Here is a 23349-nt window from a genome sequence, read left to right on the forward strand (position 1 = left end):
TCCTTTCAGGATGAGAGTTAAAAGTAGAAAGTTAAAAGTCAAAGACGCGAGCAGTGTTTTTCACTTTTAACTTTACCCTTTTAACCTTTAACTGCCCTCTCGCTCTAGTCTGACTGTAGCGCAGCGGTATGAGGCGGTCATTAACCGAAGTTTATTCGACCGTAATTGTTGTCAGCGTGAGATAATCGCCCGCCCCAACGGATAGGCGAGCATACGGCGGTTCGGTGCTGTACAGCCCGGCGATCAGCGTGTACGCGCCCGGCGGCAGATCGATCAGCAGCGCGTGGTTGTCCGTCACCGGCTGATCCGGCGTCCACGTTGATGTAATCGCCAGCCCGCCGCCGGGTTCGCTGTCGCGCTGCGCGACGAGTACGCCGGTCTGATCCAGAATTTGCACAAAGACTTTATAGCGCGTCGTCAGCGGCGCAGCGGTTTGCCAGGTGAACTGGATCTGCAGGGCGTCGCCGCGCTGGAACGTCTCGGCATTCAGGGCATAGCGCTCTAGGGTGATCTGGTCGCCGAACTGCGCGCCCGACTCGCGTTCGATGGGCAGCGGCGCGGCGGTGACGTAGCGCGCGAGGCGCACATCACCGTACCACGTATCGCCGAGTTCGAAGGCGTTGGCATCGAGGGTCGTCTCGACCACCCGCTGCGGGTCGCGCTCGGTTTCGCCCCAGAAGACCACGTACACCCGTTCGGCGTCCGCCAGCACCGCCTCGACGGCGGCGCGCGTTTCGGCATCGTCACCGCCCAAGCCCGGCGGCAGCGGGTACAGGGGCAAATCGCCCCGGAAATAATAGCGGAACACTTCGGCCTGGTTCGGCGCGTCAAGGATGATCGCGTCGCCCGCGCGCGCCTGTTCGCTGATGAGGCGCGTGATGCCGCGATAATCCGGTCGCTGGTAGGCCGGATCGCTGTACAGCGGCGGCAGCACATTGATCCCCGTGCCGACAATCCACATGAGCGCCGCGCCGGCAGCAATCCGGGTGATCACCCGGCGGCGCGGCACTTCAAACGACCACAGCACCTGCACCCCGCGCCCGATCATCAGCGCCAGCCCGATTTGCGAGGCGATGATCACCTTGACGTTGTCGGGGCGGTACAAGCCTGCCAGCAGAAAGATCGCCAGTGGGATGAGCGCCCACGCTGCCGGGAGCGCCAACCGCCAGATCGATTCGCGCCGCCGCACGGTCAAGCCGAATAGCACAAGGATGAGCGGGATCGCCAGCGGCAGATCGCCCGCCGTCAGCCCGAAGGTCAGCCAGCGCAAGCTGATGCCCAAGGCTTCCAGAATCGGCGTCTGGTCGCCCGTGTTCGGCCATGTCGTGATCTGCTGAATCGCGGTCGGCAGCCACGGCGCGTACAGCGCAATGGTCAGCAGATTGGCGGCGACGTAAAGCAAAAAAGGACTGAGGATGAAGTGATAAGGACTGAGGACTGAGGACTGAGGACTGAGTGAAAAGCGCTGCTGAGTGAGAGTTGTTTTAATATCAGGAATTGCGTTGTCTGAGGACAGCAATGTATTCTCAGTCCTCAGTCCTTTCACCTCAGTCCTCATCAATTGCACAAGCCAGAGGATCGTAACCACGCCCTGCGCCAGCATGAGGAAGGGATAGGCGTACTGCGTCCACAAGCCAGCCGCGTTGACTACGCCGAGGACAAGCGCGCGCCGCCACGTCGGACGCTCGCAGAAGCGGATCAGCGCCCAGAAGCCCGCCGCACCCCACAACGCGAGCAGCGCGTACATGCGCGTCTCCTGCGCGTAGTACAGGCCGAACGTGTTAATCGCCGTGAGCAGTGCCGCCGTCAGCCCGGCGAGTTGGCCCGACAAGCGCCGCCCGACCACGTAGGCGAGCGCCACGCTGATCACGCTGGCGAAGGCCGAAAGCGCCCGCAGCGCGAACTCGGTCTCGCCAACGAGTACGCGCCAGATCGCCAGCAGCCAGTAGTAGCCGGGCGGGTGAATGTCCCGCGCGGCATTGGCGGCAATCTCGGCGAACGAGCGCGTCGCCTGCACGTAGCTGTTGCCCTCATCGTTCCAGAACGACTGCGCGCCGAGGTTGTAGAAGCGCAGCGCCGCCGCAAGCAGCAGAATCAGCAGGGCAATCAGCCAGAGGTGTCGTCGGGTCATGGCTATTTGGCGTACCATTGTTCGTTGGCTTGCTTCTCACACAGTTTAGACAGCTTTGCCACGATTTGATCACGGGTGGTAGGCGCGACTTTATCTGTTTGTGGCAAGTTGCCCAGTTCATCACGCAGTCGTTCCAGTGTCCAAACACGAACAGTTGGATTTTCAGTCGTGAGCGGTGCATCGGGATTGCGCTTTCACGTACTGCCCCAACTTTCGGGTCGGCGCCGAGTGCGATATATCCCGTTATAGTTCTTCACTCCCGTGCAGGCGTCCTCTAATGCTTGCTGAATAACGTTGGACTGGTCGAGACTTGCAAATTCCTACATAAACAAGTGGGTAACAGCAGATTTGTAAGTTTGATTGGGGAGGGTAAGAGTGGAGGAGTTAGAACAGATGAACATATCAAAGACGTAGCCCTTGCAGTTGCGGCTGAGACGGGGGCGGTTGCGGCGGGCCCCTCCGCTTTGCGCTTCCTACAGTCACGGGTGTCGAGAGTCACCGATACGCCCTCTACGGTTACAGATGCTTCTTAAAATGCTCGGTGATCGCGTTGTAGCAGGTCACGCGGTTTTCCAGCTTGAGCACGTCGTGACCCTCGTTCTCGAACATCAGGTAATCGACCTCTTTGCCCTGCGACCGCAAATACTCGACCACGTCGTGCGACTCGCGTTCGACCACGCGCGGATCATTCTTGCCTTGAATCACGAGCATCGGGCACGCCAGTTGATCGACGTAGGTGCGCGGCGACCGTTCGGTGAGCAGATCGCGATCTTTCTCCGGGTGGCCGAGCGCCATGTAAAAGTAGGGCTTCCATGTCTCGGGGATGCGCTCCGAGAACGTGAACAGATCATACGGGCCGAACATGTCGACCGCGGCTTTCCAGAGATCGGGGTGCTGGAACGCCTGAATCAGCGTCATGTAGCCGCCATAGGATCGTCCGACCACGCCCGCCCGCGACGGATCGACGCGCGGATGATCCGCCAGCAGCTTGAGCGCATGCACGTGATCCAGTCGATCCTGCCCGCCCCAATCTTTGTCGATGCGCTTGGTGTAGTCGAGGCCGTAGCCGGTGCTGCCGCGCACATTCGGCACGAACACCGCGAAACCGTTCAGCGTCAGGTACTGGATCAGCGGCATGGAGAACCACGAGAAATCCGGGCGTTCCTGACTCTGGGGTCCACCGTGAATGTAATAGACGAGCGGACGTTTGCCCGCAAAGCCGAGCGACGGCGCAGGCAGGTAGAGCCGCGCGGAGATGCGCAGCCCGTCGTGCGAGATGAACGAAGCGTCTTCGCCGGGAGCGAGCACCTCGGCGGGAATGCCGAGCACCGCTTCGTCGGTGTGCCGTGTGACCGTCTGCCGATCCGCGCCGCTCACTGTGTAGAGCTGAGTCGGCGACGTGGCGGTCGAAAACGAAAAGCTGAAGCTGTCGCTGATCGGCTCGTAATCGACGCCATGCAGCACACCGCCAGCCAGCTCGCCTTGCCCCGCGATCACATGCGTCAGGCGCATGGTGAGCGCCGCCTCGTCGAATTCGCCCTCATAGACCCACGACGCGCCGTCGATGTTGTAGATGAGCGAATAGCGGTTGTCGACTACATCATCCAGATTGACCAGTTCGCCGACGCCGGAATGCACCGCACCCGTGACCGTCACGCGCTTCATGCCGCCGCCCGCCTTCAAATCAAGGTAGCCGAGGCCGAACGTGTCTTCAAACAGCGCGGTGATGAACACCAAGCCGCGCTCGGTGAAGTGCGTCGCATTGATGGCGTTGAGCGGCACATCTTGGTCCGCTGCCCGCGTGCCGATCGGGATGCCGCACAGCAGCAGCAGGTCTTCTTTGCCTTGCTCCCACAGGAACAGGCAGTCATCGCCCATCGTGTAGCTTTCCACCAGTGCGACCTTGTCGTGCGTCGCGTTGACGCCAATGGGCACAATGCCGTAGGTGCTTTCGCCGAGGTACGTCATCGCGCCCGTCGCCATGTCCGCCTGATACGCCTTTTGCAGCGGCTGGTCGTTGAGTTCGACGTTGAAATAGGCGAGGTTGCGCTCGATGTCGCATTCGGTGCAGTGGGCACGCGCATTGCCGAGCTCGGGCAGCGCGGGTTCGGGGAAACCGCCGCCGATGGGGATCAGCATCGGTTGGTAATTCTCGTCGCCGTCCCGGTCGATCATCACCATGATCTGCCCGATCTTCGGGAACACGTAGAACGGATACCCGCCGATCAGCTCCGGGTTTTGCAGCGCGATGGTCGGCGGGAGCAGCGGCTGCGGCACGCTGCCGCCGAAACGCATGACGTACAGGCTCAAGCGCCCGCTCAGGTTGCTGACGAAGTAGATGTGATCGCCGACGCGCTGCGGAGCGAGAAATAAACGTGCGGACAAAAACGATTCAATCTTATACATGCGCGCTGTCCTTGGTAGGGACGCGCAACGGCGCGTCCGTTTCCGATAGATGACTGCGGACGCTCCCTTGGGCGTCCCTACGACTTCCCCCTCTCCGGGAGGAGAGGGGGCTAGGGGGTGAGGTTAGCTTTTCCGCCACAGATACCCAACCATAGCGCCGATCCCGGTGATGAGCAAGGCGACCGCTGTACCGACGATGGGCGTTAACTGCGGGATCGTGCGATCCGAGACGGTGATACTATCCAGAAGGAATGGCGCATCCGATGAGATACCATAGCGGACCGTCGTCGCCCACAACGAGGCGTGGATCTCGGTCTCCGTCCACTCATCAGGATTTGGACTCACATAGTCGGCAATGGGAATGGCATCCACGATTTCAAAGACCTGGAGGCGCTCACCTTTCCAGCGGATCGTGACGTGCGTCCCATACGCGTTGACGGGGGCGCTCTCCACCAGACTGGCTTCCCCGAACTGCGCCCCGGCGTCGGTTTGAATGGGCACCGCTTCCTCTCCCGTAATCGCCCAGTGATCGGCTTGATGTACGCCGTGATACAACACGCGCGGCAGGTCGAAATTGCGCATCGCCTCGTACACGGGCAGCGGCGTGAAATCCGGCTCAACCATGCGGAAATAGTAGAAGGGCAGGTTGCGCTCGGTGTCGGTCGCCCGTTTGAAGAACCAGTAGTTGACCACGCCCAACCACGGCCAGTCACTCTCCGCGCGCTCATAGGCTTGCGGCATGTAGGCGGCGGCCTGCTCCTGCGTGACCGCGCCGAAGTTCTCGCGCCCGACCACATCCGGCGATACATCCGGTGAGTTGACCGGATTCCACGCCGCCTCGCTGATCCAGATCGCTTTGTCGGCGTCGCCGTTGGCGACCATGATGTCGCGCACATAGGTATGCCGCCCAAAGTTGAGCGTCGTCGTCCGCAGCCGCTGATCGGTCGGGCCGCTGTAGAAGCCGTAACCCTGCACCGACATCACGTCGAAGCAATCCGCCGCGCCCGCGTCGTACATGCGCTGCAAGTAGACGAACTCGCTCAGATTCATCGGCGAGAGCGCCAGCGTGGGCGAGAGCGCCCCGGCGATCACGACAATCTCCGGAGCGACGGCCTTGAGCGCAGTATACGTGCGGCACAGCATCTCGGTGTAGGCTTCCGGGTTGACCGGCTGCGTTCCCCATTCCGGGTAGATATTCGGCTCATTCCAGATCTGATAGTAGAGGATGCGTCCCTGATACCGCGTGGCGACCGCCACCGCGTAATTGACATAGTCTTGAAAGTCGTCCGGCGGCGGGAACGTGCCTTCCTGCGGATCGGCGTGTGACCAGTTGGGCGCGGCGTCGAGGCGGGCGATGATCTGCACGCCGTACTGCTCCGCCAAATCAACGATGTTGTCGTATTTGATCCACGCGTCGACCGGGTCGGGCGTGCCATCCCCATTGAGGTCGTTGCGCCGATCGGTGAAGTCGCCGCGCCCGTGGATCTCGATGTCTTCCCACGGGAACTGCTGGCGAATCCACACGAAGCCCGCGTCGGCGATCATCTGCAACTGCTGTTCGCGGCGCGCGGGTTCGACTTCCTGCTGCAAAAACGTATTGATGCCGAGCGGATTCACGCCTGCGTGGCTGATCGGGATATTGGCGTCGGTATTGGGCTGTGGTCGGGTCAAGTTGCCCGCCCATTCGACCATGCCGCGCACCTGCGCAAGCGGGGCTTCTTCGCCCGTCAGATCGTAGAAGATGCGCCACGCGAGGCCGCGCTGGGAGAGATCGAGGGCAAGCAGGGCGGCGAACACGATCACGAGGATCGCCGCCGTGATGAGGTAACTCAATCGTCGTCGTGTCATGGCGGCGTAGTATAGCGCGGGAGTCACAGTCTCCTCAACGGCGTAGGTGAATCACCCGCTGAGCGCGTACAGGGGACTACGCTGAACAAGCAGTGTACAATAAGGCATATCCGTTTTTGTGTCACAGCCGCAATATGTGAAAGGATGCCGAATGCGCCAAGTCATCTTGATCCCGGATAGTGAGTCGGGGGGATTCACCGTGACCGTGCCGAGTCTGCCCGGCTGCCTCTCGGAAGGCGATACCTACGAAGAAGCTATGACAAACATCCGCGATGCGATTGCGCTGTACATCGAAGACTTGATTGCTGATGGCGACCCCGTGCCGGAAGATATGGCACCGATCCAAGTGGCGCTCATATGAGTCGTTTGGCGTCCGTTTCAGCGCGTGAGTGTGTGAACGCACTCCAGCGCCTTGGTTTTATGGTGAAGCGTCAGAACGGCAGTCATATTATCTTAGCGAAAGAAGGGCGACGCGTTGTCGTTCCCAATCACAACCCGATTAAGATCGGCACAATCCGCAGCATTATCACCCAAGCGGGGTTGACGGTGGACGAATTCATCACTTCGCTGTAATCGATGGCATTTATGGGCTCTTTCACCCTTCTGTAACGTGATCGCCGAATAACATCGATGTGCAGTGTCGGCAACCCGAGTCGGAGCGGGCAGATTAGGGCGGTGGAATCAGCGAGAGAATCGCGCTCACAACCGCATCGATCGACAGCGCCGTTGTGTCGATTATTTGCCAACCCTCGTATTCGAGCTGCGAAATCACAGGCTTTAGCTGCTGATACACAATGCGGATCCCCTCATCGATATAACCGCGCGCGGGCGTGTCACCGGAGCGCTTCAGATTGCGTTGATGCGCTTCAACCTGACTGGGATACAGTACGACTTTTCCGAGCGGGGACAGCGTTGGATCGAGCAGCCCCGCATAATCGACGGCGTGATTGGCATCCCAGAAATCATCAATGACCACCGCGAACCCGGCGCGGCTGTACGTCAGTGCCGTGTGAACGGCGGTCTGCCGTGCCAGCGTGATTTGCTGCGCGAGCTCATCCGTCCACACCGCAGCGGGGAGCACCAGCCCCGAGACCACCATGGTACGCAGATCATCGACCGGGATGTATAGGCTTTTGGGGAAGTGCGCGGCGAGGGCGCGGCTCGTCGTACTTTTGCCCACCGCCGGGGGACCAACAATCAGATAGATTGGCGTCATGAAAATTCTCTTTTCCGGTTATCTGCCCAGTATAGCCTAGGCAGCCCGGCGGCGGAAAGCCGATGAACGTTGAGCCGCTCTCACCCACCTGTAATTTGATCCCACATTTATTTCAAGTATAATAAAGGTAATCTGTGAATACAGGCAGGAGTGTTCGACATGTTTGGAAGCAAGCGGAACGACACGATTCAGGACAAGGCGGAAGACATTCTGGATGATGCAGGCAAGAGCATCAGCGAATTCGGGCGCGAAGCCCGCCACAAGGCCGAAGGCGCGAAGAAAGACATGGTCAAAACCCTGCACGGTGCCGCGCACACCATCCGCAAGGAAGCCCGTGACGCGAATGTGAGCAGCGACGTGCGCGACCACGCCGATAACGTCGCCAAGGGTTTCGAGCGGGCGGCACGCTATCTCAACAAGCATTCGTATGAGGATATCGGCGAGGATGTGACGGAAGGCGTCAAGGCGAACCCGTGGCGCACTCTGGCGATCATTTTCGTCATCGGCTTGATCGTCGGCCTGATTCTGCGCGGCGACGATAAGCCGAGCTACTCCACGCACGCCACCGACAACTACCGCCGACCGTAAAAGCAGTTAAAAGGGCAAAGTTGAAAGTCAAAAGTGATCGGTAATTCGCTTTCAACTTTTAATTTTGTGTTTCCTCGCTGCTGAGAAGCCATTTGGACAAAGCATGGTTTTCGCTTGTGTAGGGGCGTAAGTGCGTAGAATAGCGTGAAAATGGGTTACAGGTCGGTTTTGGAATGTTGCGGACGCGATAAATCGCGTCCCTACGAGAAGACGGTGCTTGTGTAGGGACGCAATTCATTGCGTCCGCTGCATCTAAAACGACTTCACGTTATTCTGCGCAGCTACCGGCGCGCCTTGCCCCTACGAGAGAAACTGCGAATATTCAGATGACTTCCTAAACAGCCTCATGACTTGTCCTGTCCTTACTTTCGACTTTTAACTTTTAACTCCACTTAAGTTACAATGGGCAACCGGGCGACACAGCCCGGTTTTTCGATTCTACAGGCGGCTCGATGGTCAAATTCATGCTCATGTTCCACAAGCCGAGCGATCTCGCCCGGTTTGAGGACTCGTACAACGCTTTCCTCGCGCAGATTGAACGGATTCCGAACATCACCCGGCGGCAGGTTATCAGCATCCTCGGCAGTCCGCAGGGAACGCCCACCACCTACCGGATTCTCGAAGTTTACTTCAGCGACTACGATACGCTGACAGCGGCGCTGCGCTCTCCGGAAGGACAGGCGGCGGGCGGCATCCTCAATCAGTTCCCGAAAGGGACAGTCGATATGCTTTTTGCCGAAGTCTACGAAGAAGTCGGCGGCTCTACACCCACGGAGTGAACACCTATGGCCACGAACATGAAAGCGCTCAGAGATCGCATTGCCGCCGAAGGGCGGAATCTTGGCAGCGGCATCCTCAAAATTGACAGCTTGCTTAACCATCAGATCTACCCGCAGTTGATGTACGAGATGGGCGAAGAAATGGCGCGGCGCTTCGCCGATGTCAAAGTCGACCGTATCCTCACGGCGGAAATCTCGGGCATTGCCCCGGCGCTCATGACGGGGTACGTGCTCAAAGTCCCGGTCGTCTACGCCCGCAAGACCAAACCGATCACCATGTTCGGCCCGGTCTTTCTGGAGACCGCGCCCAGCCATACCAAGGGCGGCGAGGTCAACCTGCTCGTCTCGGCGGAATTCCTGCTGCCGGATCAGGACGTGCTGATCATCGACGACTTCCTCGCCTCCGGGCAGACGCTGCGCGCGCTCGTCCGCATGGTCGATGGCGCACGGTCGCGTGTGGCGGGCGTGGGCGTGGTCGTCGAAAAGACGTTTGAAGGCGGGCGTAATTTCATGCGCTCCAAGGGTTACACCATGCCCATCGAAGCGCTGTGCACCATCGTCAGCATGGACAACGGCTCGATCCAGTTCTCCGAGGAAGATGTATGACCGATTTACGGCAGGGCGGCATCGCGATCCTCGATTTCGGGTCGCAGTACACCCAGTTGATCGCGCGGCGCGTGCGTGAGCAGGGCGTGTACGCCGAAGTCTTCCCGTGCGACGCGGACGCCGCCAAGATCAACGCGCATCAGCCGGGCGGCTACATTCTGTCCGGTGGCCCGGCGAGCATCTACGAACCAGACGCGCCGCAGCTTCCGGCCTTCCTGCTGGATACGGGCAAGCCGATTCTCGGCGTGTGCTACGGCATGCAGGCACTGACGCACGCGCTCGGCGGCGTGGTCGCCCCGGCGCAGTCGCGCGAATACGGCGCGGTGCTGATCATGCACACGGGCGGCGATAACCCGCTGTTCAACGGCATCTCGCCGGAAACGAATGTGTGGATGTCCCACGGTGATCGCATCGAACGCCCGCCGCAGGGCTTCATCCCACTGGCGACCTCCGAGAATTCGCCGTATGCGGCGATGGGCGACCCGACACGCGGCTATTTCGGCGTGCAGTTTCACCCGGAAGTCCGGCACACGGCGCAGGGCACGCAGATTTTGCGCAACTTCATCTTCGATGTCTGCGCATGTGAGGCGAAATGGTCGCCCGCCGCGTTCATCGACGATGCGGTGAGCGCCATCCGCGCCAAAGTCGGCGACGCGCATGTGCTGCTCGCTTTGAGCGGCGGCGTCGATTCGGCGGTGGCCGGGGCGCTGCTCAACAAGGCCATCGGCGCACGGCTGATCGCGGTGTTCGTCAACACGGGCATGCTGCGCCTCAACGAGGCCGAACAGGTCGTGCAGGTCTTCCACGACGAACAGCACATCAACCTGATCGCCGTCGACGCGACCGAGGAATTCCTCGACGCGCTGCGCGGCGTCACCGAACCCGAAGCCAAGCGCAAGATCATCGGCAAGCAGTTCATCGATACCTTCAGCGATCAGGCCAAGCGCCTGCAAGCGCAGTACGGCGACCTGAAGTATCTCGCGCAGGGGACGATTTACCCGGACGTGATCGAATCGGCGGCCAGCAGCAAGAAGTCGCGCGTGATCAAGAGTCACCACAACGTCGGCGGCCTGCCCGAAGATTTGCAGTTCGAACTGGTCGAACCGCTGCGTGATCTGTTCAAGGATGAGGTGCGCGCGGTCGGGACGACGCTCGGCCTGCCGGACAGCGTCGTGTGGCGGCAGCCGTTCCCCGGCCCCGGCCTCGCGGTGCGCTGCCTCGGCGAACTGACGTGGGATCGCCTCGAAACGCTGCGCCACGCCGACTCGATTTTCCGCGAAGAACTGGAGCGGCTCGGCCTGCTGCGCACAGGCACAGCGCAGTCGTTCGCCGTGCTGCTGCCCGTCAAGAGCGTCGGCGTGATGGGCGACAACCGCACCTACGAAGAAGTGATCGCGCTGCGCTCGGTCACCACCGATGATTTCATGACGGCGGATTGGGCGCGCCTGCCCTATGATCTGCTCGCCCGCGTGAGCAACCGCATCGTCAACGAGGTGCGCGGCGTCAACCGCGTGGTCTACGACGTGACGAGCAAGCCGCCCGGCACGATCGAGTGGGAATAATCGCATCCAGCGAATGTCTTGTAGGGGCGCACGGCTGTGCGCCCTTTTTGATTCGGGTTTGAGACCCCCGGCCTCCCGGGGGTTTGCCCCGCTTTTAAGTCCCCTCCCTTGAGGGATTTAGGTGAGGTTAGAGTTGCTCACCGACGCTTTTTTGAGTATAATTTAGCACATAAGTTCGCATTCAAATCCGTTCGGCAGAGGTGAGGAAACGCGATGGAGCATAACTACTACAACACGTTTATCGAAGTGGCGGAGGATTGTCCCGTCCCGGCGGCGGAAGTGCCCGCCCGCAAAGGCGATAAGCCGACCATCGCCGTCATTCACTTTGAGCTGATCTCCGAGCATCCCTACGAATACACGCAGGAAGACATCCTGTTTGAGACGTATGCGCGCACCCATGACATCCCCGACGATCAGCGCGCGGCGGAACGCGAAAAATTCTTCGCGAAGGACCAGCCGTGCCTGCGCACATCGCCGTTATGCAAACGCTATGGGTGGGGTTTTCATCATGATGAGGAGGGGCGGGTCGCGCTCTACCCGCGCGGATCAGCGGCCTACGAGCAGTTCGCCAGCACCGATACGCTCAAGCATTTGAAAGGCATGCGCTCGAAGCGAGCGTAGCGTCATTGCTGTGGTGGAGTAGGGACAAGGCCTGCCTTGTCCTTTTTGTTTCCAGAAATCAGGACGAGGTGTGTCGCGTCCCTACACAAACGATTCTATCAGTCTCCCCTCCCTGAATTCGGGGAGGGGTCGGGGGGGGTGGGATTCCTAAGCCAACCCCGCGGCCTGCGCCCTTGCCATGACCGTCTGTGCGGCGCGGATGATCGGCATATCGACCATCTTGCCGTCGAGCTGAAACGCGCCTTTGCCCGCCTTCTGATGCGCGTCATGCGCCTCGATCAAGCGGCGCGCGGCGGCGATGTCGTTGGCGGTCGGCGTGAACACGGCTTGAATCGGCGCGACCTGCTTGGGGTGGATCGCCAGCTTGCCCGTGTATCCCATTTCGAGAATTCGGCGCGTCTCCGTTTGCAGCCCCGACTCATCATCCAGCATGAGATAAACGGTATCAATCGCCTGCAAGCCGTAGGCTTTCGCATAGGTCACGACCGCGCTGCGCGCATACAGCACTTCCGCGCCTTCGGGCGTGCGCACTGCGCCGATGTCTCCGGCGAAATCTTCCGCGCCGAAGATCAATCCCTGCAAACGCTGATCCGAGCGGGCAATGTCGCGCAGGTTGATGACCCCGCGCGCCGTTTCAATGATCGCGAGCAGCGGAATACTGCCTTGCGGGAAGCCGTTCTCGCTTTCCGCCTGATACAGCCATTCGGAGACGATCTGCACCTGCGTCGAGGATTCGACTTTGGGAAGCACGTAACCATCGGGGCGGTCGCTGATGGTGAGCATAAGGTCGTCGGTGTAGAAGTCGCTGCCCACTGGGTTGATGCGGATAAGCCGTTCAGTGCGGCCAAAGTCGATTTCGCGCAGCGCGGCGGCGCTGGTCTCGCGGGCGGCAGCTTTCTGGGAATACGCGACGCCATCTTCCAGATCCATGATGACCGAATCGACGCCTAAACCTGCGCCTTTGGCAATTTTGGCGCGGCTGTCGCCGGGCATGAACAACAAAGCACGTCGCACGCGCATCCCATTTTCTCCACTCTTACTGGCTCAACGACTGCAGCCGCTCCAATCGGGCGGGTTCGTTGGCGACCAACCACTCGTCCGCGCTGAGCAGCGCATGGGCTTTAGCGAAATACGGTTTGGCTTCTTCGGCTTGCTGCTGCAGCAGCAGACATTCGCCGACTTCCTCATAGGTGTAACCATCGGCAAAGGGCAGCAGCGGATACAGCAGCGGCAGCGCCTCGTCGATCCGTCCGAGCGAACGCAGCGCCCGCGCGACACACCACTGCGCGATGCGGATCGACTCCGCCTGTCCCTGCGCCTCGCGGAAGCGGAGCGCGCGCTGGAACACGTCGAGCGCCTCAACAAACCGTTGATCGTCATGATACGTCCAACCGAGGTTGTTGTACAGTGAACCTGCCCACTGCTGCGTGCGCGGGTGCGTGGAGGCTTCGGCTAAAGCCAACGCCCGTAAATTCCACTTCAGCCGTTCGTCACCCTTCGTCGCGGCGATCCCCAGCATATGCGCGGCATCGACCGCGTAAAAGTCGTCCTGTGCCGCCTGCTCAAACGCTTGTTCAAACAGCGGACAGGCAGTCGCTGGACTGCCCGACGAATTGAACACGCGTCCCCGTTCCAGCAGATACCGAATTCGTGCGACCCGGGTGTCCGGAGTCAGTTCGCGCTCGACCTGATCGAGCGTGGCGTGCGCCGCGTCGAATTGGCGCTGCAAGCCCTGCGCGCGGGCGATCTGCGTGTGGAGTTGTAAGCGTAAATCAGCGTCAGCCAGCGTGGGGAGCAGGTCGCGCAGGCGCGCCTCCGTCCCCGCCGGATCGCCATAGTTCCAGAGATGATCAAATTCAGGGGTAGGCATGGGCAGTTCCCGGGGGGGGGGGGGGGGGGGGGGGGGGGGGGGGGGGGGGGGCGGGGGGGTGCGGGTTGCCCCCCGCCCCAGGGAGGGGGGGGGGGGGTCTAATTCTAGCGGGCTTGGGAGTGGACTGCGTAGAGCAGCGAGTATAGCTTAGTTAGGGGCGAAAATGGCGCGCAGTGTCTGGATTTCCGGCAGCAGATCCGGCTCAATGGTGACGGCATGCGGGCGCAGCGCGACCAGTGACCGCGCTTCGTCAACAGATTTGAGCGGGGTGGAGATGACCACGCGCGAGCAGAAGGGCATAAACGAGCGCACATAGTGCATCCAGCGGAGATCGAGTTCGCCGTCGTCGGTGCGCTTGCCGAGCGCGACCGCGGGCGGGCAGAATTCGAGCAGGGTTTTGACGTCTTCGGCCTGATTCACGCTGATAATCGACGTCATGCGATTGCGCACGGTCGCGGAGGCTAGCGACCACAGCGTGCTGCGGTCGAGCAGGCGGGTGTAGAGCGTCAGCGCAGAAGCGCCTGCTGCGCGCGTTTCGACGATCTGGTATTCGTCGAACACATAGTTCAGGTTGATGGTGGGGACGGGGACAGCCCGCGCGATCAGCGTTAAGTCGTTGACGCTGCCTTCGTAGATCGTGTCGTCGGTGAACATACACACCGCATCGACGCCCGCTTTCCAGTAGGAGAGCGCTTGCTGCACCGGATCATAAGCGCGCGGCGAATAGGTGATTTGTCCGAAAATCAGAACATTGTCACTGATCGTACTCAGGATCGATTCCGGTCGGCGCTGCATCCCGGCCAGCGCCCGGAGCGCATTCAAAGGCGTCTGTGCCTTGCGCGATTCGAGCCGTTCACGCTTCAGTGAGAGAATGTCTTGGACTTGCGGCAAGGCTGTGTTCATAATCCGTTCGCCAGATCCTGTATGCGCAACACCTACTATTTCATGCGAAAAATGGATTGTTGGCAAGCCCCCAAAAAGTCGTAACGCATGTCATGAACGCATAAGATCGAGTTGGCAGCGGAGCGCGGCGCACCGCGATCTCCTTTGCGTTCCCGGCGAAAGACGGTGTTATAATCGTGGCGATCCCACATGGAGGAACAAAGCAGTGGAACTCTCCTACGACGAAGTGCGCAAGATCGCCGAACTGGCCAAGCTGGATCTGACCGAAGATGAAGTCAAGCTGTATGCCGGGCAGCTCTCGGCGGTCCTCGGCTACTTCAAGCGCCTGCAAGAACTCGACACCTCGCACATCCCGCCGACCGCCTCGGTGCTGCCGCTCAAAAATGTGCTGCGTCCCGATCACGCGCAGCCCGCGCTGACGCCGGAGCAGGTGGTCGCCAATGCGCCGGACGCCGATGACAACCAGTTCCGCGTGAATGCCGTGTTTGGTGACGAATAGACCATGCCCGCACGCAAACGACTGCTGCTCATCGAGGATGACCATGACGTTGCCGATATGCTCATCATGTATTTCGGCGTGCACCAGTACGAAGTTCTCCATGCTGATTCCGGGGAGCAAGGCGTCGAACTGGCGCGCTCCCGCTTCCCTAACCTGATTCTGCTCGACGTGATGCTGCCCGACTTCGACGGCTACGATGTCTGCCAGCGCCTGCGCGCGACCTCGTTCACGCGCTACATGCCGATCATCTTTTTGACGCAGCGTGACGAACGCGCCAACAAGGTCAAAGGGCTCTCGCTCGGCGCGGATGACTACATTACCAAGCCCTTCGACATTGACGAACTGCGCCTGCGCGTGCAAACGTCGATTGCGCGCGCGACCCCGCGAAAGCCTGCACGAGGCGCGCACCGGCCTGCCCACCGGCATCTTGATCCACGAAGAATTGCAGCGGCGCGACTACGCGGAGATCCCCTATCAGCGGCTGTATATCGAAGTGGAAGGATTCAAATCCTACGGCGAAGTCTATGGCTTTATGGCGGCAGATAATGTGCTGGCGTTCACCGCGCAGGCGATCTGCGAAGTGGTGAGTCAGCAGGGCACGCCGGACGATTTCGTCGGCATTGAGGGCGACCGCTTCGTCATTCTCACGCACTCCGGCACGGGCGAGCTGATCGCGGACACCATCGATCACAGCTTTCAGGACGTCGTGCGCAGCTTCTATTCGTATCGGGATGCCGACTCGGGGCAGATCAGTGTCGGTGGTCAGCGCGTGCCGCTCATGTCGCTCGCTATCACCGGGGAATGAGGCCCATCGATTCCGTCGATCTAAGTGACATTTTTCGCAATTCTACGTTAAGATTTAGTAACATGTATTCGTGTTGCGGCCCTGGTCCTGCGCTATAATGCCAGTTCATTGATACCCGTCCTCCGCCTCGCATGTGGTTCTCTGTCAGACTTGTTTCGATGAGGTTCATAGCTTGTGCGTACCTTGATTGTGGAAGATGATCTCCACACGATAGAACTGCTCCGTTTTCTGCTGGAAAAATTGGGCTTTGAGACGGTGGTGACGGACAACGTGGTCGACGCAATTGCGACGCTGGAGCGGCTCCCCGACCTGCAGTTGGTCATCCTCGACATTTTGCTGCCGAGCCTGTCGGGGGTCGAACTGCTCAAATACCTGCAAGCGCAGGCGTCAGACGTCAAAGTGTTGATCGTCAGCGCGCATGTTGGCGTGCTCGACAAGCAGGATCCCCTCGTGCAAGCCACCCCGAAGCTGGCCAAACCCTTCCGACAGGAGCAGTTACGCGCGGCGATTGCCGAGCTCGGCTTTGACGTTTAGGCGTGGCGCAGGGTAAACACAATGCGCGTTCCCTGCGGCTGATTGCTCTCAATCCAGATTTTCCCACCATGCGCTTCCACTAACGCTCGGCAAATCGTCAAGCCCAACCCCAGCCCTTTACGCGCGGTGTGCCGCTTCTGCGGCAGTTGTTTGAACGGCAGAAACACCTCGTCCCACATCGCTTCGGGGATGCCCGTGCCCTCGTCGCACACTTCAACCTGCACCCCATCTTCCCGCGCGGCGGCACGCACATCAATGCTGATTGGCGTGCTGTCCGGCGCGTGGATCGCGGCGTTGCTCACCAGATTGAACAGCACCTGTTCGACCTGCAGCCGATCCGCGCGCACCGCGGGCAAATCCTGCGACACGCTGAGCCGCAAATCGTGCGTCAGCGCGATCATGCGGAGCTGTGCTTCGATGCCGGCCACCAGTTCGGCGAGCTGCACCGCTTCCAACGTCAGTTCCAGCACGCCGCCCTGCAGCCGCGACAGGTCGATCAACTGATCGACGAGCACTTTCATGCGCTGCGCCTCCTCGTCGATGATGCCCATGAAGCGCTGCTGTAGTTCGACCTCCAGCGTCTCATGCGCCAGCAGCGTACTGGAAAAGCCGAGAATCGACGTGAGCGGCGTGCGCAGTTCGTGCGAGACCATCGCCAGAAACTGAGTTTTCAGCCGATCAGACTCTTCCGCTTTTAGGCGGGCGGCGCGTTCCGCCTCATAGGCGCGCGCGCGATCCAGCGCCTGCGCGCACTGCCCGGCAATCGTCAGCAGCAGACGGCGTTCCTCCGGCGCAAACGGATGCGGATGGTCAAAGCCGAGCCCCATCATGCCCATCGTGCCGCTCTCCGTCTTCAAGGGCAGGTAAGCGCCCGCCTGCATGCCCGAGGCGGCGCGCTGCGCGTCGATGAATCCGGGATACTGTTCGGCAAATTCCTGCAAATTCTGCACCCAGATGGGCTGCTGGCGGCGCACGGCGTCCGTGCCCGGATTGACCATCGTCAGGTATAAGCGCGGAAAGCGGGTGAGCGTATCGGGCGGCAGCTTGGGCTGGCCAACCCATTCCAGATAGGTTTTGTCCGCGTTGAGCAGCGAGATCGAGCCTTGAAACGCGCCGATCACCGGCAGCGCCTGATTCAGGAAGATCGCGGCGATCTCGGTGGCACTCTGCGCTTTGACCAGCTCGCCCGCGATGCCGTGCAGCAGTTCGAGGCGCGTGTTGGTGAGTTCAGCGGCTTGCCGTGCCTGTCGTTCCGCCTCATACACGCGTGCCCGATCCAGCGCCTGCGCGCATTGTCCGACAACGGTCAGCAGGAACTTACGATCGGCGAGGGTGAACACGCGGGGCTGTTCAAACGCGAGCGCGATCCCGCCGATGACGCCCTTTTCGGTGAGCAGCGGCAGGTAAGCCGCCGCCTGAAAATTCATGTTCGCCTGCAGCCACGCGATCCGGTGCGGGTACAGTTCCGCGTACTGCTGCTGACTCTCAATCCAGATGGGCGTCTGCGTGCGTACCGCATCCGTGCCGGGCGCGACCACGTTCATCGGCACAAATGCATTCGCCTTGAGCATAGGGCCCGAGAGGCGCGGGTTGCCGACGAACTCCAGATAGGTGCGGTCGGGCGACAGCAGCGAAATTGAGCCGTGCTGCGCGCCGACGATGGGCAGCACCTCGGCGAGAAAGACTTCGGCGATCTCCGCGATGCTCTGCGCCTTGACCAATTCGCTCACGATGCCTTGCAGCAGTTCGACGCGCGCACGCGCCGCTTCCGCCGCCTCCCGCGCCTTATGCTCCTCTTCATACACCCGCGCTCGATCCAGCGCCTGCGCGCACTGCTGCGCCAGCGCGATGAAAAAGCCTCGCTCCACCCGGGTGAAGGTCCGTGATTCGGGAAAGCTCACGCCCAACCCACCGAGTAAGCGGTTGTTGGCGACCAGCGGCAGCGCGGCCATCGCGTGCGATTTGGTCACATCGCGCAGAATCGTTTCCATCGTGGGATACTGGCGGATGTATTCCGCCTGTGTCTCGATCCAGATCGGTTCGCCGGTGCGCGCCATTTCCGCCAGCGGCGTGGGGCTGTCGAACGGCAGCCGACCGTAGACCTGCATCAAAGCGCCGGGAACGCCGCCCGCGTCCAACGCTTGCAGCGACTGGCCGTCCTCGGCCACCAGCACGCACACGATCAGATGGGCGCCGACTGCGGGCTTCGCATGGTCGACAATCACCTGCGCGACTTCGCGCGGAGTGAGCGCGCGCGAAAAATGCGCCGTGAGCGTTTGCAGCAAGCTCAACCACTGCTGCGCCTTCGCTACTCGTACCATACACGGGCTTCCAAACTCAGATTAAGAAAAGTATATCAGGTTTGTCTGCTACTCAGCAGAGCAGAAACCGGACGCGATCCCCAATTCAGTTGAGGGCAGGACACATTTAACGTGGGCCGGGGGCGGGGGGGGGGGGGGAGAGGGAACCCGCGCGCCCACGACGGCATTTTCAGAGGGTCGCAGTTGAAAACAGTGTCCAATAAGTTCCTCAATCCCCGGCTTCTCCCCGAGCGAAGAGGAGATTGAGGGGTGAGGCTGAAAGTCGGCATTGGGATGGTGCGGACGCGATCAATCGCGTCCCTGCGAGAAACACCGTCTGTCTGCAGGGACACAATGATGCCATTTAACTAATGATCGCGGATATTGACTGTAGGGGCGACCCTCTGTGGTCGCCCATGAACGGGAGGGGACACGGCCCCTCCTGTCAGGGGTAGGTTTTTAATTGTAGGGACGAGGCATGAGGCTATTTCACAATTGGTGAAAATGCTCAACCTCACCCTGCTTGCTCCGCAAGCCGTCCCTCTCCGTGGGGAGAGGGACACCACCAACCCGCCTCGCCCTTGCCCCTCGCCCTTTGGTTCACGGCAGGACAGTTTTAATGTTTCGAGACCGTCTTCCCTTAAACGAAACTTTGTAGGGACGGCCTTCTGGCCGTCCGCTGTCACGGACGCGCAGAAGCGCGTCCCTACAATGGCTCAATTGTTAAAAGTGTCCTGTCCCCAAGCCCTTTGGAGAGGGGCGGTTGAGCGCAGCGAAACGGGGTGAGGTTAGACAAAGTGCCGATTCTGAAATGAGGCGTCCACCGCGCTGCTGTTATGGATTTTCCGTGAATAATTTCCGTTTTAGCACATTCAAGACCTAGCTCAGTTATTACAACCTGTGACTCGCGCTATAATAAAGTTAATGCCGTTAGACGAGGCGGTCTGCGCCCAACCGTCTGTGAGCCTGAAAAGTCCGTGATGGCCGACACCGAACTCGCCCAAAATCTTTGGCCTTACCAGCAAATCATTGAGCATGCGCCGTTCGGCGTGATGCTCGTCGACGCGCGCGACCCGCAGCTCCCCATCGTCTACATCAACCCGGCCTTTGAAACGATCACCGGCTACACCGCCGCCGAAGTGCTGGGGCGCAATCCGGATTTCCTGCTCGGCAGCGATCAGCAGGCCTTGGCGGGTGAGCTCGCGCAGTGGTCATTAGCGCAGCCAAACGAGTTCCCGATCATTTTGCGCAACTACCGCAAAGACGGGACGATGTTCTGGAACGAGCTGCATGTTTCCCCGCTGCGCAATCCCGCGGGCGAAATCATTCACTTCGTCGGCACGCAGAAGGATGTCACCGTCCGCGAAGAGGCGAAGCTGGCGCTCGAACGCAGCGAACACCGCTACTATCAGATGTTCGACAGTCACACCGCCATCAAGCTGTTGATTGACGTGGCCAGCGGGCAGATCAAAGATGCGAATACGGCGGCGGCGGACTTCTATGGCTACTCCTGCGCGCAGTTGAAGTCGATGCGCATCGGCGAGCTGAATACGCTGCCGGAAGCCGAAATCCGGGAGAACCTGGAGCGTGCCAGCACGCGCAAAACCAGTTTCTTTGAATTCGAGCACCGGCTGGCCTCGGGTGAAATCCGTGATGTTGACGTATATACCAGTCCAGTCGACATGCCGGACGGACGCGCGCTGTATTCGATTATCGTGGATGTGACGGGCAAGCGGCAGGCGGCCAGCCAGTATGCCGCGCTGTTTGAACAGTCCAATGATGCCGTGTTCATCCTCGATCTCGACGGGCAGCACCAGCGCGTCAATCAACGCGCGGCGGAACTATTCGGCTACTCCGTCGCCGAACTCGAACAACTTTCCTACCGGACGCTGATCATGCCGGACGAGCAAACCGCTGAGCAGACCGCCTTTGCGCGCCTGCTCCACGGCGACCACCTCGCGCCCTATGAGCGCACCTTCCGCCACAAAGACGGCACGCCGATCTTCACCGAAGTCAACATCGAACTGGTACAGGATAACCGCGGCCTACCGCGCCATTTTCAGAGTGTGGTGCGCGATATCACGCAGCGTAAGCTGTTTGAGCAGGCGCTGCGCGAGGGCGAACAGAAATTCCGCACCGTCGTTGAACAATCCATCGATGGCATTGTCCTCACCGATGAATGGGGCAGCATCATCGAATGGAATGCGGGCATGGCGGCCATCTCCGGCGTCGACGCGGCCCACGCGCTCGGACGTCCGCTCTGGGATGTGCAGTTTGAACTGGGCCAGGATCACCTCAAGTCCCCCGAGTTGTATGCCAGCCTGAAACTGAATATGCTCGACACCTTGCAGACCGGAAACGCCAGTTGGTTTGCGGAACCCCGCGATTCGGTGGTGCAGCGCCCGGATGGCAGCACCCGCTCGGTGCAAGGGGTGCTGTTCCCGATTCGCACCGCCAACGGCTACCGGATCGGCAGCATTCTGCGCGATATGACGGAGCGCAACAACACGGAAGAGGCGCTGCGCGCCAGCGAGGCTATGTTCCGCATGATCGCTGAAAACGTCTCGGATGGCATCGTGATCTTTAACGCGGACAGCCGGGTAGCCTATGCCTCGCCCAACTTTGACCGCCAGTCTGGACGCATCCCCGGCGCCACCCTCGGCCTATCGCTGGATGAATTCGTCGAAGCGCTGCATCCGGATGACCGGGCTCCTATGCTCATGCGCATCGGCGCGGCGATTGCGCAGCAGGCGGCGAACCTCACGCTGACCTACCGCGTCCGGCACAGCAACGGGAGCTACTTCTGGCAGGAAGATCACGCGCGTTTCAACTATTCGCCCGACGGTGACTACCTGAGCACCTACGTCGTCGCGCGCGACATCACCGAACGCAAACGCGGCGAAGAAGCCGAATTCAGCCTGCGGTTAGAAAAAGAGCGGACGCGGCTGCTCACGAACTTTTTTCAGGATGCCGCGCATGAGTTCAGCACGCCGCTCTCCAGCCTCAACACCGGCCTCTACCTGCTGACGCACATGGAAGACCGCGAACGCCGCGCCCGCAAAGCGCAGCAGATGGAGATGGAGATTGACCGCATCAACCGCCTGATTCGGTCACTCGTGCTCCTCATGAAAGCGGAGAGCGCCGACACGTTTGCGCGCGTCCCGCTGGATTTCAGCGATGTGGTGCGCACCGAATGTCTGGCGTTGGAAATGACGTTTCGCGGTCAACCCGCACTCCATACTGAATTCCCCACAGCCCCGGTCTTCGTCTCCGGCGATGCGGAATACCTGCGCAGCGCCGTCCACGAAGTGCTGCACAATGCCTACCGCTTCACGCCACCGGAGGGCCGCATTTCGGTGACGCTGACCCTCACCGCGACCGAAGCGCACCTGGAAATCGCCGACACGGGCATCGGTCTGGCCGCCGCCGACCTGCCGCACATCTTTGACACCTTCTGGCGGCTGGACGAAGCGCACACCACGCCGGGCTTCGGACTGGGTCTGCCCATCGCCAAACGCATCATCGAACAGCACGACGGGATCATTCACGCGACCAGCGAGTTCGGCGTTGGCTCGCGCTTCGTCATCGTGCTGCCGGCCACGCGCTGATCCGCGGTTTGACGACCGCCGAGAATTTTCCATAATAGGGGCTTGGCGCGGACATTCCACGGAGCACTTACCTATGAAACTCACTCCCCACGTTTATGTGGTCGGCGGCGGTCGCTTTGGTTTTGGCATCTCGGGGGCGCTCGATTGCCATGTCTACCTGCTCGACGGCGGGAGCGAGCTGGCGCTCGTCGATCCCGGCCTCGGCTTAGGGCGCGACTTTGACACGATTCTGGACAACATCCGCGCCGACGGTCTTGATCCGCGGCGCATCCGCAAGCTGATCCTCACGCATTACCACTGCGATCATGTCGGCGCGGCTGCTTCGAAGCAGCCGCGCGGCTGGATGTCGAGGTGATCACCTCGGCCTTCTCCGCCCCGGTGATCCGCACGGGCGACGAACACGCGGTCTCGCTCGATGTCGCCAAGCAAGCCGGGTTCTACCCCGCCGATTTCACCCTGCCACCCTGCCGCGTCGACCGCGAACTCGTCGAAGGGGAAGTCGTGACGGTAGGCGATCTCGCGCTGACCGCCTACGAAACGCCCGGTCACAGCGACGGTCACCTGAGCTTTCACTTCGCGGGGTCAGATCGCACCTATTTGCTTGGCGCGGATCTCGTGTTCTGGGGCGGGAAAATTCTGCTGCAAACGATCCACGACTGCCGCATCGATGCGTATGCGACCAGCGTGTTCAAGGTGGAGAAGCTGGCGTTTGACGCGCTGCTGCCCGGTCACCTGCAAATCTCGCTGAGCGGCGGGCACGATCACGTCAAGCAGGCGGCGAACAGCTTCCGGCAGTTGGGCGTCCCGCCGAATCTGCTGTGATGTGAAGTCCCCAGCATTCGACCCCACCCCCAACCCCTCCCCGAATTCAGGGAGGGGAGCCAACATTGTTCGCGCAACCAAATTTGTCGTCGTAGGGACGCGATTTATCGGGCGGGCCCAAGCTCCCCCGCCCCCCCCCCCCCCCTTTCCTCGGGGTTGGCCCCCCCCCCCCGGCGGGGGCCCCCCCCCCCCGGGTTTTCCCTGGGGGGGGGGGGGTGGGGGCGGGGGGCGCCCCCCCCCGCCCCCCCCCC

At 60.8% G+C, this 23349-nt stretch carries 22 protein-coding genes; 14 read left to right on the forward strand and 8 right to left on the reverse strand.

Features of this window, described 5'->3' with window-relative positions; translation table 11 throughout:
* Positions 1–151: 151 nt before the first annotated feature.
* The 3 genes from IPK17_RS07305 to IPK17_RS07315 form a co-directional block, all read right to left on the reverse strand.
* Positions 152–2131: a glycosyltransferase family 39 protein gene (locus tag IPK17_RS07305; RefSeq protein ID WP_343417022.1), complete on the reverse strand. Its 1980-nt coding sequence runs from the start codon at positions 2129–2131 to the stop codon at positions 152–154.
* A 516-nt stretch (positions 2132–2647) separates the two neighbouring features.
* A complete protein-coding gene (locus IPK17_RS07310; protein ID WP_343417023.1) occupies positions 2648–4537 on the reverse strand; it encodes an alpha/beta hydrolase family protein in 1890 nt (629 codons plus the stop codon).
* Between the two features lie 123 nt (positions 4538–4660).
* Positions 4661–6412: a cellulase family glycosylhydrolase gene (locus IPK17_RS07315; RefSeq protein ID WP_343417024.1), complete on the reverse strand. Its 1752-nt coding sequence runs from the start codon at positions 6410–6412 to the stop codon at positions 4661–4663.
* Between the two features lie 124 nt (positions 6413–6536).
* Between IPK17_RS07315 and IPK17_RS07320 the strand changes: the two genes are divergently transcribed.
* Positions 6537–6746 carry a type II toxin-antitoxin system HicB family antitoxin gene (locus IPK17_RS07320; protein ID WP_343417025.1) on the forward strand — a complete coding sequence of 70 codons (210 nt, stop codon included), beginning with the start codon at positions 6537–6539 and terminating at the stop codon, positions 6744–6746.
* Positions 6743–6958 carry a type II toxin-antitoxin system HicA family toxin gene (locus IPK17_RS07325; RefSeq protein WP_343417026.1) on the forward strand — a complete coding sequence of 72 codons (216 nt, stop codon included), beginning with the start codon at positions 6743–6745 and terminating at the stop codon, positions 6956–6958. Before IPK17_RS07320 ends, IPK17_RS07325 begins: the two co-directional genes overlap by 4 nt.
* A gap of 94 nt (positions 6959–7052) precedes the next feature.
* Here the strand turns inward: IPK17_RS07325 and IPK17_RS07330 are convergent, their stop codons facing one another.
* A complete protein-coding gene (locus IPK17_RS07330; protein WP_343417027.1) occupies positions 7053–7601 on the reverse strand; it encodes an AAA family ATPase in 549 nt (182 codons plus the stop codon).
* Positions 7602–7760: 159 nt separating this feature from the next.
* On the opposite strand from IPK17_RS07330, the gene IPK17_RS07335 reads away from it, so the two are divergent.
* The 5 genes from IPK17_RS07335 to IPK17_RS07355 all read left to right on the forward strand — a co-directional run bounded on the left by IPK17_RS07335 (position 7761) and on the right by IPK17_RS07355 (position 11757).
* Positions 7761–8189 carry a hypothetical protein gene (locus IPK17_RS07335; RefSeq protein ID WP_343417028.1) on the forward strand — a complete coding sequence of 143 codons (429 nt, stop codon included), beginning with the start codon at positions 7761–7763 and terminating at the stop codon, positions 8187–8189.
* Positions 8190–8641: 452 nt separating this feature from the next.
* Positions 8642–8968, forward strand: a complete 327-nt coding sequence (locus tag IPK17_RS07340) for an EthD family reductase (RefSeq protein WP_343417029.1) — start codon at positions 8642–8644, stop codon at positions 8966–8968.
* Positions 8969–8974: 6 nt separating this feature from the next.
* Entirely contained in the window at positions 8975–9574 is a 600-nt protein-coding gene (gene xpt / locus IPK17_RS07345) for a xanthine phosphoribosyltransferase (RefSeq protein WP_343417030.1), read from the forward strand.
* On the forward strand, positions 9571–11136 hold the full coding sequence (guaA, locus tag IPK17_RS07350; RefSeq protein ID WP_343417031.1) for a glutamine-hydrolyzing GMP synthase: 1566 nt from the start codon (positions 9571–9573) through the stop codon (positions 11134–11136). Before xpt ends, guaA begins: the two co-directional genes overlap by 4 nt.
* A 213-nt stretch (positions 11137–11349) precedes the next feature.
* Complete coding sequence (locus tag IPK17_RS07355; RefSeq protein ID WP_343417032.1) at positions 11350–11757, forward strand: DUF6157 family protein; 408 nt, start codon at positions 11350–11352, stop codon at positions 11755–11757.
* Between the two features lie 147 nt (positions 11758–11904).
* Here IPK17_RS07355 and IPK17_RS07360 read toward each other — a convergent pair whose 3' ends face one another.
* The 3 genes from IPK17_RS07360 to IPK17_RS07370 all read right to left on the reverse strand — a co-directional run bounded on the left by IPK17_RS07360 (position 11905) and on the right by IPK17_RS07370 (position 14530).
* A complete protein-coding gene (locus tag IPK17_RS07360; protein ID WP_343417033.1) occupies positions 11905–12777 on the reverse strand; it encodes an HpcH/HpaI aldolase/citrate lyase family protein in 873 nt (290 codons plus the stop codon).
* A 16-nt stretch (positions 12778–12793) separates the two neighbouring features.
* A complete protein-coding gene (locus IPK17_RS07365; protein WP_343417034.1) occupies positions 12794–13627 on the reverse strand; it encodes a tetratricopeptide repeat protein in 834 nt (277 codons plus the stop codon).
* Positions 13628–13774: 147 nt separating this feature from the next.
* Positions 13775–14530: a beta/alpha barrel domain-containing protein gene (locus IPK17_RS07370; protein ID WP_343417035.1), complete on the reverse strand. Its 756-nt coding sequence runs from the start codon at positions 14528–14530 to the stop codon at positions 13775–13777.
* A gap of 205 nt (positions 14531–14735) precedes the next feature.
* On the opposite strand from IPK17_RS07370, the gene gatC reads away from it, so the two are divergent.
* The 4 genes from gatC (at position 14736) to IPK17_RS07390 (ending at position 16368) form a co-directional block, all read left to right on the forward strand.
* Positions 14736–15029: an Asp-tRNA(Asn)/Glu-tRNA(Gln) amidotransferase subunit GatC gene (gatC, locus tag IPK17_RS07375; RefSeq protein ID WP_343417036.1), complete on the forward strand. Its 294-nt coding sequence runs from the start codon at positions 14736–14738 to the stop codon at positions 15027–15029.
* Between the two features lie 3 nt (positions 15030–15032).
* Positions 15033–15575 carry a response regulator gene (locus IPK17_RS07380; RefSeq protein WP_343417037.1) on the forward strand — a complete coding sequence of 181 codons (543 nt, stop codon included), beginning with the start codon at positions 15033–15035 and terminating at the stop codon, positions 15573–15575.
* Positions 15523–15834, forward strand: coding sequence for a diguanylate cyclase domain-containing protein (locus IPK17_RS07385; RefSeq protein WP_343417038.1), 312 nt, complete (start codon positions 15523–15525; stop codon positions 15832–15834). Before IPK17_RS07380 ends, IPK17_RS07385 begins: the two co-directional genes overlap by 53 nt.
* 174 nt (positions 15835–16008) lie before the next feature.
* Positions 16009–16368, forward strand: coding sequence for a response regulator transcription factor (locus tag IPK17_RS07390; protein WP_343417039.1), 360 nt, complete (start codon positions 16009–16011; stop codon positions 16366–16368).
* Here the strand turns inward: IPK17_RS07390 and IPK17_RS07395 are convergent.
* Positions 16365–18689, reverse strand: a complete 2325-nt coding sequence (locus tag IPK17_RS07395; RefSeq protein ID WP_343417040.1) for a sensor histidine kinase — start codon at positions 18687–18689, stop codon at positions 16365–16367. The two genes, IPK17_RS07390 and IPK17_RS07395, sit on opposite strands and share 4 nt — an antisense overlap.
* Before the next feature lie 959 nt (positions 18690–19648).
* Here IPK17_RS07395 and IPK17_RS07400 point away from each other — a divergent pair.
* The 3 genes from IPK17_RS07400 to IPK17_RS07410 all read left to right on the forward strand — a co-directional run bounded on the left by IPK17_RS07400 (position 19649) and on the right by IPK17_RS07410 (position 23098).
* Positions 19649–22276 (forward strand): PAS domain S-box protein, encoded by a 2628-nt coding sequence (locus IPK17_RS07400; protein ID WP_343417041.1) that lies wholly within the window; start codon positions 19649–19651, stop codon positions 22274–22276.
* Positions 22277–22349: 73 nt separating this feature from the next.
* Positions 22350–22631, forward strand: coding sequence for an MBL fold metallo-hydrolase (locus IPK17_RS07405; protein ID WP_343417042.1), 282 nt, complete (start codon positions 22350–22352; stop codon positions 22629–22631).
* Complete coding sequence (locus IPK17_RS07410; protein ID WP_343417043.1) at positions 22628–23098, forward strand: MBL fold metallo-hydrolase; 471 nt, start codon at positions 22628–22630, stop codon at positions 23096–23098. Before IPK17_RS07405 ends, IPK17_RS07410 begins: the two co-directional genes overlap by 4 nt.
* Positions 23099–23349: the final 251 nt, after the last annotated feature.

Source organism: Candidatus Flexifilum breve (assembly GCF_016713355.1).